Annotated in this window: 14 protein-coding genes; all 14 read right to left on the reverse strand. The window is 36.9% G+C overall.

Annotation, left to right across the window (positions count from 1 at the left end; genetic code table 11):
* Positions 1-87: 87 nt before the first annotated feature.
* Positions 88-381 carry a nucleotidyltransferase family protein gene (locus DW173_RS00005; RefSeq protein WP_120143311.1) on the reverse strand — a complete coding sequence of 98 codons (294 nt, stop codon included), beginning with the start codon at positions 379-381 and terminating at the stop codon, positions 88-90.
* Between the two features lie 405 nt (positions 382-786).
* On the reverse strand, positions 787-1,542 hold the full coding sequence (locus DW173_RS00010) for a glycosyltransferase family 2 protein (protein WP_118408891.1): 756 nt from the start codon (positions 1,540-1,542) through the stop codon (positions 787-789).
* 30 nt (positions 1,543-1,572) lie between these two features.
* Positions 1,573-1,998: a glycosyltransferase gene (locus DW173_RS00015; protein WP_229129660.1), complete on the reverse strand. Its 426-nt coding sequence runs from the start codon at positions 1,996-1,998 to the stop codon at positions 1,573-1,575.
* A gap of 41 nt (positions 1,999-2,039) precedes the next feature.
* Positions 2,040-2,519, reverse strand: a complete 480-nt coding sequence (locus DW173_RS00020; RefSeq protein WP_004313228.1) for a hypothetical protein — start codon at positions 2,517-2,519, stop codon at positions 2,040-2,042.
* Between the two features lie 8 nt (positions 2,520-2,527).
* Positions 2,528-3,097 carry a DapH/DapD/GlmU-related protein gene (locus DW173_RS00025; RefSeq protein ID WP_008997745.1) on the reverse strand — a complete coding sequence of 190 codons (570 nt, stop codon included), beginning with the start codon at positions 3,095-3,097 and terminating at the stop codon, positions 2,528-2,530.
* Positions 3,090-4,205, reverse strand: a complete 1,116-nt coding sequence (locus tag DW173_RS00030; RefSeq protein ID WP_004313226.1) for a glycosyltransferase family 4 protein — start codon at positions 4,203-4,205, stop codon at positions 3,090-3,092. Before DW173_RS00030 ends, DW173_RS00025 begins: the two co-directional genes overlap by 8 nt.
* A 25-nt stretch (positions 4,206-4,230) precedes the next feature.
* Positions 4,231-4,809, reverse strand: a complete 579-nt coding sequence (locus DW173_RS00035) for a putative colanic acid biosynthesis acetyltransferase (RefSeq protein WP_008651628.1) — start codon at positions 4,807-4,809, stop codon at positions 4,231-4,233.
* 11 nt (positions 4,810-4,820) lie between these two features.
* A complete protein-coding gene (locus DW173_RS00040; RefSeq protein WP_004313224.1) occupies positions 4,821-5,912 on the reverse strand; it encodes a glycosyltransferase in 1,092 nt (363 codons plus the stop codon).
* 10 nt (positions 5,913-5,922) lie between these two features.
* A complete protein-coding gene (locus DW173_RS00045; protein WP_004313223.1) occupies positions 5,923-6,981 on the reverse strand; it encodes a glycosyltransferase family 4 protein in 1,059 nt (352 codons plus the stop codon).
* A gap of 172 nt (positions 6,982-7,153) precedes the next feature.
* Positions 7,154-8,347, reverse strand: coding sequence for an O-antigen ligase family protein (locus DW173_RS00050; protein WP_004313222.1), 1,194 nt, complete (start codon positions 8,345-8,347; stop codon positions 7,154-7,156).
* Positions 8,348-8,405: 58 nt separating this feature from the next.
* The gene (locus DW173_RS00055; RefSeq protein WP_008018133.1) at positions 8,406-9,410 is read right to left on the reverse strand and encodes a hypothetical protein; all 1,005 of its coding nucleotides are present in this window, start codon (positions 9,408-9,410) and stop codon (positions 8,406-8,408) included.
* A gap of 2 nt (positions 9,411-9,412) precedes the next feature.
* Positions 9,413-10,543, reverse strand: coding sequence for a UDP-galactopyranose mutase (gene glf, locus DW173_RS00060; RefSeq protein WP_008651624.1), 1,131 nt, complete (start codon positions 10,541-10,543; stop codon positions 9,413-9,415).
* 43 nt (positions 10,544-10,586) lie between these two features.
* On the reverse strand, positions 10,587-11,624 hold the full coding sequence (locus DW173_RS00065; protein ID WP_004313219.1) for a hypothetical protein: 1,038 nt from the start codon (positions 11,622-11,624) through the stop codon (positions 10,587-10,589).
* A gap of 1 nt (position 11,625) precedes the next feature.
* Positions 11,626-12,594 carry a glycosyltransferase family 2 protein gene (locus DW173_RS00070; protein WP_004313218.1) on the reverse strand — a complete coding sequence of 323 codons (969 nt, stop codon included), beginning with the start codon at positions 12,592-12,594 and terminating at the stop codon, positions 11,626-11,628.

Raw genomic sequence — 12,594 nt, forward strand, 5'->3', positions numbered from 1 at the left:
TCTTTAGACTGGCTAAGATTTATGCATACCCCCAATGATTATCGGGTGAGCCGAATTTTCTTTAGCAATGATTCTATTATCTGACTTTTACACATAAATTCCATCTTTATTGATACACCCTCTCAATAATTCATCCATATTATTCCGCAACCGAACCACATCAACAGGGCATTTCAATAGTTTTTCCAATTCTTCTTTAATATGAACTAAAGTAAAGATAGAAGGTCTTTCAATTTCAACACAAATATCGACATCACTACCCTCACGTTGTTCACCACGAGCAACGGAGCCAAATATCCCCATGCGAGAAATACCATATTTAGCAGAATTCTTTCGCATATACTCATGAAGCAAGGATAAATATTCTACAGTAGTCAACATAATAAATTGCTTTTTATCTATACCACAAAGAAATGCATTTTCTTTCAAAAATACAATAGATAATCAATAAAAAATATCCTAATCCTTTCTATAATACAAAACTAGAAATCTGAATATTATTTTTAATCAACAAGCATACTATTAAAAAACAATATATCAACGATCTTCACAGACAGTTGATATATTTAGAATACATATCAGCATTTTGCTAATATGAGGGGGACAGATCAGGAATATACCGCTGTATTTTTCCCAACCTGCAAAATGTAGGGGATTCATGTGTGTAGCATGAAATTAGGGACCTACATGTATCGTTATATTATAAGCTAATAATCTTCAGGAGCTATTTTTAGAAAATAGCTAGTTGCTCTGCACAAATCAGCAACCAATCTCATTTAATTGCCATTATCCTTTCAATAATGCCAACACAAACTGTGGTACTTTCCATGCCATCTTCTCTAATTTAGTCAGAGTAGGCCATAGACCGTGAGAGGAATACACTCTAATGTCTTCTCCCCACATTTTCTTACGCTTAGCACTATCGGTAGAAAGCCCTCCCATGCGCATACGTACAACATACTCTTTCAAATAAGTAACAGAAAGTCCGCCCGTCATCAGATAACGCACCAACAGTTCACTATCCGCAGCAATCTTATAACTTTCGTTATAAAGACCTAGTCTCATCATTACCTCGCGGCGAATATAACAAGTAGGATGTAATGGAAGCCAGCCATGACGTACCTTCCATAAACGATAATCACCGCCAATCCAGTTACGTATCACCTTGTCTGTATTATCAGGATTCACAAAAAGTCCATCACCATACAGAAAATCTGCTCGAGTAGTCTTCATGTGTTCCACAATGCGGCTTATGACCCCATTATCATAGAAGAAATCATCCGAATGTAGTAATCCAATTACATCACCTGTAGCCACACGAATTCCCTTATTGATGGCTTCATACATTCCATGATCGGGCTCCGAGATAATAGTTGAGATACGACCTTCATATTCTCTAATAATCTCTAACGAACCATCCGTACTCGCCCCATCTACAACAATAAACTCTATGTTATTATAATCTTGTGCCAAGACACTCTCTATGGCACCACGAATCGTCGCCGCACGATTAAAGCACGACGTTATTATAGATACTTTCATAAGATTCTATTTTGAACTCGCTAATTATTGTCATCTCGGAAACCACTCCTGCAGTTTCTTCTCAATCAGTTTCTGTGCGTCTCCTTTCTCTATTTGCTTAAACTCAAATGTTTTTGCCTGTTCCATTTTTGCAGCAAGCTCCCTTTCGTCAAATACCCCTAGCACACATCCCAAAGTATCCAATTTCCTAATTAATTGAAACTGGTCATGGATATGCTCTACCTTGTCATATCTTGGTATCACAACTATTCTTTTCCTCAATTCCATCGCTTCCGATATTGCTCCCCAACCACCTTGAAGTATTAATATATCAGCTCTAGAAATATACCCCTTCATCTGCTCCTTTGTACAAAATTTAAAAGCTTTCGCATGTTTGTAGGGATAATCTGTATACCCAGTTTGTACTATTACCTCATCCTTAGTTATAGCTGCCCATTCATCCACGGCTTTTGCCATACGATTGAAGGCTATGTTCATTGTACCTAAACTAGCAAAAATCATAAAACACCACAACAAATTGAATTAGGGAATAATTGCCGCATCTCTTCCCATTGGACCAAAAACAGATCACTATACCGTTCTATCCATACGGGAGTTTTAGAAGCATGTGTCACATCAGCAGCCGAATTAACAAATATCACTTTTGTCCCCAACAGTTTTTTTGCGAAAAAAACCGTAGGTACAGTCACACCAGCTCCTGTAGTAATGATTACATCTGGGCGTTTCACCAGCACCCAGAATATTGCTTGCAAACAGTTCACTATCAGTGTCCATTTCTTTGCTGGTTGAAAATTCACTAAAAATACATGTTCCTTGTCTGCCATAAAAGCTTTAGTTGATGTCGTTTTTAAGGTAAGCCAATAGCAATCCCATTGCTCGGGAATAGCACCGATAGCCAATTGTAGCTCACGTAAATGCCCGCCTGCCGAACAAGCTAAACAGATTTTAGGAGATTTATGCAACATAAGAGCCACCATAATAATGATTATTCACCATAAATATTTCTTTCTTTTATAAATCTTGCAGGGTTACCTGCATAAATGCCAAAATCAGTAGTATTTTTGGTAAGTACTGCGCCAGCACCAACAACCGAATATCGACAAAGATGTAATCCTGGCAGAATTATGGCTCTTGCTCCAATAAACACATCATTGTCAATAACCACATCACCTACAACCAGAGGTAATTTATTATCAGATAAATCATGGGATCCATTACATATATAAGCATACTGCGCTATGGTTACTCTCTCTTTTATAATAACAGGTCCCAAATTATATATTTCGCTTCGAGTCGCTATACAAGACCTATCTCCTACGGTTAAAAGCCATGGGGCATATATACGGGCAGTAGGCGCAATAAAAGGATGACCACTAATATGTGCCCCAAACAACTTCAATAGAAATATATGCCACCGATAAAAAGGCTTTGGCAGCCACCTTACAAAAAGCGTCCAAACCACTTCCCATATACGAATCATGATTGCTTCTTTCTTTGGCCATGGGCTAGAATACGCATCACGTTGGTTTTTATTTTTATGATAAAGCTTACTCACCACCTAATACTTTTTTAAAAATACTCATATACATATCAGACACTCTACTCACACTAAAACCTGCAGACTTTTTAATTGCTTTCGCTGACATTTCTGAATACATTTTTTCATCTGATAATAAGCGCATTAAACAATTAGCTAACAATTCATCACATCGTACATCAGTATGATCAAAGACCAATCCGTTCTCATTATCCACTATAAAGTCCTTAAAACAATCTAAATTCGAAACAATAGGAACCAATCCTAAGCCCATTGCCTCAAGAGGGGCTACACCGAATGTCTCACCTAATCCAGCTATAGAAGGATAGCAAAAAATATCACCTTTACGTATTTCTTTTGCCAACAAACTAGGTGAGAAAATAGGTTCCACCCATGTTATCCTGTATCCTCTTACCAAAGATTCTAAATAATCTACATAGTCTTCACCGCTACCTCCGTCTTCTATTTTCGTTGCACCAATTATCCGTAATCCAACAGATACCCCCACCTCATGGAGTCTTGTCACTGCTTTTACTAATATATCCAGTCCCTTTTCTTTATGTACTCTGCCAGAATAAACCACTTCCGGACTATCTGAAAGAGTTTTTACCATGTGTTCATTACAGAATATATGAGTATCAATCGGATTGGGTATGACACAAGCCCTAGATTTCATACTCGGACTCTGTTCTATTAATGCATTGTAAACTGCAGTTGACACACATGCCAAACTACTCATAGCAAAATACGCCCCCATCTGTTTCTTCGGAAATCGTGCCACATTATATAAAGCCCTACGATACTTCCATTTAAATAATAGACAAAGAATAGGGCTCCATATTGAATTAAGCACAAGCATATCACATTTAGGCATTTTACTTAATGCCTTTATTGAAAAAACAAAATCCAGAACAAAGTCTTTTACCCAAGATCCAGTTCTTTCATAGCCATGCAGAAGAAGATTATCATCCATAGAACTCTCTTTTAGTGGCTTCTTAGATATAAAGATGACTTGATGTCCCTTATTTCTCATATCTGTACCGATAGAGTACCATAATTTTTCCACTGCTCCAATAGCATATGGGGGTAGACAGCCAAAAGGCCCTGTTATTATATTTACTTTCATGTCAGCTCAATTATATTATGCAGCATCAAGCTAACTGATTATATAAAATAAGAGACAAGGGTGTCCTGTTGATATTTATTAACATCCTTTTCTTTATAAACTTTGCCGGATTCCCCCCAACCACAGTCCATGATTCAACATCTTTAATCACTACTGCACGTGCTGCACATACAGCACCTTCTCCTACAGTCACTCCTTGTCCCACAAAAGCTTCGGCACACACCCAAGCCCTATCTTCAATCACTATCGAAGCATTGGTCTGATGATAACGTGAGTCGGTAATGTCATGTCCTGAAGTGCAAAGGAAAGCCCGCTGACTGACCGTAGCATTACGCCCAATCCGAATGGGTACTGTATTGTAGCAATCTACTCCCTCGGCCAAACAGGGGTAATCATCCATTGCCAGCAACCAAGATTGGAACACTTTAGCAATAGCATACACTGCAGCCGTAGATGCAATCTTTGCCCAAAAAGCACGAAGCAGCATACGTTTCCATCCCATTGCCATAGAGCGGGGAAACGGACGGGCAAGACAAGTCCAAACCATACTCCATATCAATCTGCGAAACTTATTCCTCTTCGAATATAGAGTTTTAAATCCCATCAAATCCTTTTTCATAAAATTGATTTATACATTTCCACAAACTCCTCTGCCACCTTACGTGCCGAATACTTCTCCTCTACCAGTTTACGACCATTACGTCCCATCTTCTCCAACTCATTTTCAGTAAGCGATAAAAAGTTACGAAGTGCTTGTACGGTTGCCTCTGTACCAACTTTCGTCCACCAGCCACACCGTCGACTCTCTAACTCACTCCATGGTGTACCCATTGTTGTTACCGCAGGTGTACCACTAGCTAATGCCTCTGCCACCACAATACCAAAATTCTCGCTATGTGTAGGTAATATAAAAAGATCCGCTTGACGGAATAATTCCCATTTACGATTACCATATACACCACCTTCAAAGAAGACTAGTTTTGATATACCAAGACGTTCTGTTAATTGCTTTAACTCATCAATGTAGATAGCATCTCCTTCACCAGCAATACGTATCACATACCCCTCTACCTGTTCCCTCAATTGAGCAACTGCCTCAAGAAGAAAATTAATTCCCTTCTTCACATGTACACGACTCAAGAAAAGAATCTCCTTATTCCGCTTCCATGATGACTTCATCTCTATATTCTCTACATCAATACCGTTAGCAATGATCTTAATCCTATTGTTATAGCCCAACTTCAGTAAATTCTCCTTCTCGCTTTCTGCAGTAGCGTGCAATACATCCGCCTTCATCACTGCCGCCTTTTGATAAAACCACAGTGCCGGTAATTTACGAGTCCAATAATGACGCGCCATAATCCACGGCTCTAACATACCATGAGGTGTTAGCACCACTTTATACCCCAATGCCTGTGCCCACTTTTGTATAAAGGCACAAGCAGGCATCCAACAACAGTTTACATGCACCACGTCAGGCTGTAATTGAGTTAACAATATTCTCCACTGTCGTTTCATCCCCATGAAGTTTCTAAATTCAGGAATGAAATACACCGTACAATTATCTATTACTACAGGATTCTCACTAGCATGGCTCACTACATAGAGTTCTACCAACCGTGTCAATTCTTTAGTCAATAACTGCATATAGGCAGTTGTACCACCTGAAGAACGGTCTAGACTAGGAATATAATGTATTACTTTCATAAGCGTTTATTTATAAATTTTGGACTATATAGTTCGCCACTGCTTTACCCGAGATGTAGTTTTTGCTCCATGTAATACGCTCATTTACCGTCTCCCTTATCCAATCTTTTTTTGCAATACAAACATCAGCCACGTTGCTTAAACTCTGTGCCTCTTCTAAAGTAAATATCATACCCTGTTGCTTATCTTTTAATAGATACGAAGCTCCACAATGATTACTTGTTATCACATATAGTCCAAGTATCAACGCCTCATTCACAACAGCTCCCCACCCATCATGCTTCGAAGGCAAAATCAGTACGTCATATTGTTGCATAATATCCGAGATCCTCTCCATCGGTTGCATACCATAAAGCACTACTTCTGTATTAGCCTGCATACTCATCTCCTCAATTTGTGCTCGCTTCTCACCGTCACCTACAATACCAAGCTCTAAATCAGTCTTTTGACACAACACTTGAAACATCTCCACCACATTCTTTCTATCTGACAAACTACCCACATAGAGTACCTTAAGCTTCTCTGAAGTCGGTATAGGATATATACGTTCTCTCCACTCTGTACAATATACAAAAGGTAATACTTTCCATTTTTTACTCCAAAAGCGATAATAAGGCACAAATTCATCGCCCATCACCAATAAATAGTCAAAATACTTTACGTATCGCCAATCTTTCAATGCAAATCTTAGTTTATGCAACCATAGTGGATGATTATAGAGTAATGGTGGCTCGGTTATTACTCCTCGCTTAAAAGAATAATTGAATGAGAGTTTCATCCATGGCACAATTTCAGGAAAAGCATTGATACCAGAAAAAAAACAAAACGTTTCAATACCTTTGCATTCCTCATATAGTCTTTGCACTACTTTCATAGTAGGAGTAATCAAAAACTCTATACCTTTTGTCTCAAGCAATTTTGATGTCTTCCATCCCATCAGCTTTCGATCATCGTAATCCACACGAGGAGCTATCACCACTACCCTATCAACATCTGTAAAAACTGACAGTTCTTCGATAAAAGGTATCTGATGCGGACTAATACAATTTTGGAAAAAAAATAAGTTCATTTCAAAACAAGATTTTGCAAATAAAAAAGATCATAACAAATAAGCTATTAACACATGAACATCAACTGAATGAAGACAGAATGACATCAAATATTATAAACAGATTCAAGCCCGTCACAATCAATACAAAAGAACAATACACTATAAACAAAAGTATCCAAAGAAAACATTTTCATGATTCAAAATTTAATTTGTACTTCTTCACCATATCCGGATAACATATTATATGAGAAATTAGAAGCCAAAATACAAAACCTATATAATAACCGACAGTTAATAAATACCCCTCAAAACAAGAATGCAAACACAGAAAAAGTAAAGAAATAACAAACAATTGTAACCTTCGATCATGTCTAATATATTTAAAAACTCGAGTTACTTTCTTTAGAATGAATAACATTATTATTGCACCTAAGGCACCTAATTGAAATAATATAGACAACCATCCGCTACCACTCTCCAATCGACCTTTATGAAGTACGCCTCTATACCAAGCCGTTGCAAATCCACTTCCAATAAGAGGAGATTCATTTAATTTATCAAACCCCTCTCCAAAATGGGCAGAGCGAGAACCATATTTTTCACCTTTTCCCCCTTCAAACTTATTTTGTATTTGAGTTGAATGCTCAAGATATACAGGAATCGATATTGTTGCAAGAAATCCTATAACTAACAAATACAATATTATTTTTTTTACATTTCTTGCATTGTATACAATGTATAACACCATGGTTATCACGGATGCAAAAAGAGCAGTACGAGAGGCAGCAACAACAGTGACATAAATAGACAGTAACAAAATAGACAACACAATACATCTGAAACATTTATTTTGTAACTGAAATAGACACCACAACAAAATAACATTAGCTAATCCTGCAATAGGAGCTAACCACATAGGATGATAATAAATAGCCGAAAAAGAGAGGTCAATATGTACCCCCTCCTGTGCAAAGGCATTTATGCCTTTTAGATAGCAATACATAGCTATCATTGATACAACAGGAAAAAATAATAAAATTACAGATAAAATTTTGCGTTCAAATAAGAAGACTTTTTTAGATACATAAAATGGTGCACAAATAAGCATCATCCCAGTAAACATAAGAATGCGATAATCGATATATAAATTTGAAAATACAGAAATATAGCAGGCTAAAAGAAGTAAGATATTTAGTTTTGAATATTTAATGGTAAAGGTTCCATATCTAATTTTGTAAAATGCCACATACCCAAATGCAATGAGTAATGTATATATACCAGGAAAAATAATTGAATTTGAACAAATAAGAAAAAAAGCCATTAAGGAAGGAAAACAATATTCCTTAATATCACGATTAATTATTACCAAGCTAAGACCCAACATATAATAATAAAATTTACTAGAAATTATGCACTCCTATATGGCTATAATACCCAATGTTCTACAAACACACATTTTCACCCTTCAATAGAACTGGCTGGAATTTTAGAATATTAGCACAATATTCTTTATAATCATTATCTGAAACAGCAGAAATTCTAGCAGAAATCTCTGAAAGCGATGTCACGGTAATACCAAGATTCTTCATCTCTACCAATTTCGCCATCGCCGAATCCTTCCATACTATTAATGGTAATCCAGCTAACACATATAACGAAAATTTATGAGGTGCAATAATTTTAAGATAACTCCCCCATGTACCAGAGCAGGTTTCTGTGGAATCTCCGTCCCAAACAAGTCCCCAACTCCCTTCTAAGTGACCAATCATATCAGGCTTAAAAACTCCTTTATACTCATATTTATTCTTCATAGCATTATTTGAGGAACAAGAACCATATACTATAAGATCTAAATCTTTATTCTCAAAAACAAAATCACTAAAAAACACGCTCTTATCTATATTACCTGCGAAACAAACCTGCTTACTTAACTGACGTGCTTCTTTATCTGGGACTGCAATATAAGGGAAACAACCTAAATAATGATATTTAATGCCCGGTCTCAATCGCTGCTCAAAATAAGTTTGCATTTCAGGTGTATGCACAATTATTTCATCAAAATTTGACAAAACCTTATTCTCAAAGCCCGATAGCTCCCCTTTTTCTCTTACAGAATTAATATCATGCAACAATGTTATCAGATATTTTTTTTTCAAGAAAGGAAAAATAAAATAAAGCATTTTAGGATTTAAGCTTGGATACTGAATCAACAATGTTGCACCATTAGGTAAATTGATAGCAAGACGAATCATTTTTAGGAATAAAACAACAATAAAAAGTAGCTTATTCTTATACCCTCTCAAAATGATAGGATATTCTTCATAACCATTTTGTAAAGCAATTTTATGTATATCTTGAGGAGCCTTAACACTTGCTCCACCACCTATTAAAGATTTACTAAGTTTATCATTTGCTATAGTTTTAATAATAAGTATGTATTTCTTCATTTTTATAAACCTTGTGATCTAACTACTTCAAAAGCCCTTTTCACAATAGGAGCCATATCATAATATTTATATTCAGCCAATCGACCTCCAAAGATGATATCTTTTTCATGAGCTGCCAACGCACGATATTTATCGGCTAAATCATTATTCAGAGTATCATTTACCGGATAATAGGGCTCCATACCGGGTTTCCATTCTGCAGAATACTCTTTGCTAACTACAGTTTTCGGACAATCAAAAAGTTGCTGACCGAACATCTCAAAATGTTTATGCTCAATGATACGAGTATAGGGTACTCCTCGGTCAGTATAATTCACTACAGCATTACCTTGATAGTTAGCAGTATCATAGATCTCTGTTTCAAAAGATACGGTGCGATATTGCAAACGCCCCAAACGATAACCATAGAACTCATCTATTGCACCTGTATAAACAATCTTATCGGCAAGAGCTGTCAGTTCTTCACGGTTCTCCCCAAAATCACAATTTAGACGACACTCCACACCATCCAATAGGCCTTCAATCAGCTTATTATACCCACCAATTGGAATTCCTTGATATTTGTCATTAAAATAGTTATTATCGAATACCATACGTACCGGCAATCTACGAATGATAAAAGCAGGCAATTCTGTACAAGGTCGTCCCCATTGTTTTTCAGTATATCCCTTGATGAGTGTTTCATAAATATCTTTTCCAATAAGAAGCTGCGCCTGTTCTTCCAAATTTTCAGGTTCACGACCATTAAGAGCAACTTTTGCTTCCGTCCGCTGTTCTTCCAATTTAGCTTCAGCTTCGAGAGGGGTTGTCACGCCCCACATCTGGTAGAAGGTATTCATATTAAAGGGGAGATTATAAAGTTTGCCTTTATAATTAGCCACCGGTGAATTGGTATATCGGTTAAACTCCACTATAGAGTTGACAAAATCCCACACTTCTTTGTTTGAAGTATGAAAGATATGCGCTCCATATTGGTGAACATTTATCCCTTCTATATTTTCACAATAAAGATTGCCACCCAGCTGTGGACGCTTATCAATGACCAAACATTTCTTACCTTGTCGTTTAGCCATACAGGCAAAGGTGGATCCAAAAAGTCCGGAACCCACTATCAAATAATCATATTGTTTCATAATATGTTAGTTTTTTCTATTCTGATTTTTTCACAGATATTTTTTATCTTTCTATGAATTTATATCGCTGTTTACGTTGTAGTTCTCTGATTGCACATCTCACCCTTTCCGGCAGTTTTTTTCCTAAACGCATGAAGAAAGGCACTTTTACTTTAGGTATACATTTATATGGTGATGGAAGGCTGTTCAATTCAGCTTCACGCGCTTCAACTTTCTTAATCATTTGTTGTACAGAAATGTCTATCTCACGCATTGATTCATCCTGCTTCCACAAATCATGCAATATTTTACCATATCGATTCAGAATATCCATCTTATCAAGCCCCTCTCGTTGAGGTCCAAAAGCGAAATGAGCAATCAGAGCATCGCCATTAAAACAGTTAGCCTTACCTAATTGAGTTGGTTTGATACAACTCAAAAACTCTTCATCATCTCCTGGCACTTCACCTTTAAATTCAGCCATTTCATTACCAAACCATAAAACACAGTTGATTGAAAAACGAGCCATCCCCATAGGATGCTTACCAACATACAGCTCTTGATATTTACCGGCAATAAGATATTTCTCCATGAACCAATCGTGCAAATCTGCCGCAAACCAGCCATCAAAGCAGATAGTTCTCTCCCCACAGATACTCATATAATACTTATCCAACTTGATTTTATTATGCACCTGTAAAAGATAAGTAGACAAAGCGTTATTGATTACGAGCGGTGATACTAAAAAATACTCTGGGTTATCCACACGAAACTTCACCATCTTCTCAAACAGTTCGGGTTCAAACCATACCACATCATCATCAAGTTTCATGTAAATAGTATCTTTGTCGCAGCAATCACGATAAAATGCATTAATGCTCGCAATGCCATTAACAACTCCGTCCGGTTGCCACACCAAATTAACTTTCGGATATTTCTGCGCAAGCTTTTTAAAGAACTCAATATCCACCATATTGCGAGTATTAACCCATATATCATACCGATCCACAATATCAGCATTCAAAATGGGAGGAACCAAATATTGCATATAACGGCGGCGACCTGCAGCCGTATTCACTACAACTTTATAATTTTGATACATATCATCTGAATTTTAGGATTAAATTACGTAAGAGGCACATCATAAGTACACCTACAGGACTCGAGAACTGCATCAGTATTTTTCTCCTGCCTAGATACTTCTTGAATTCAGTCTTGAAACCAAACGTCTCGATTTCTCTCAAAAGTATGCGTATATATTGTAATCTTTGCTTTATGCCACGGCTGCTATCAACCGCATGAAGCATGTTATTATAGTATTCAAGAATTGTATATTGAGTCAGTTCATCACTTTGAGGAAGTAAGTCACTTCGCCTCTTCAATTCACGAGCTACTTCAACCACCACCTCCGGTGCAGTATATTTTCCGCCTAAATGTTCCCCCGGATGATGCACATAATTATAAGGAGCCTGCTCAATCACTCCTACAGATTTTGCTTTACCCAGACAATCAAGAGCAAAGAGGCAATCCTCAAAATAGTGAATATTTGTCAAAAATCGATGTTTCCGATTTTCAATAGAATTAAAAATTTTGTTGATAACCGAAAACATCAGATAGTTTTTCTTCATATCTAAATACAATTGCGCCAATGATTCAGTATCATCACAACGACATTGTTTCAACCTATGCCCATCGCTACTATTAAGAGGATAATCCTTATAACCAAATAAATATACGTCTGAAGGAGTTTGACGATGCAACCTTAACACCTCTTTATAGAAACCGGGATCAATAAAATCATCCGAGTCTATAAAAGTAAAGTATTCACCTTGAACATGTTCAATACCATAATTACGCGCATTGCCTACTCCTCCGTTGGGAATATGAAAAGCATGAATCCAACTATACTTCGATGCATATTCATCACATATTGCCCCCGATGCATCTTTGCTGCCATCATCCACCAACAGCAATTCTATTTCATCACTCATATCTTGGGCTATGACACTATCAATACAACGATGCAAATAAGGTTCTACGTTGTATACAGGAATAATAACTGAAAGAAACAT

This window comes from Bacteroides sp. AM16-13 (genome assembly GCF_003602705.1).
Classification (GTDB): Bacteria; Bacteroidota; Bacteroidia; order Bacteroidales; family Bacteroidaceae; genus Bacteroides; species Bacteroides xylanisolvens.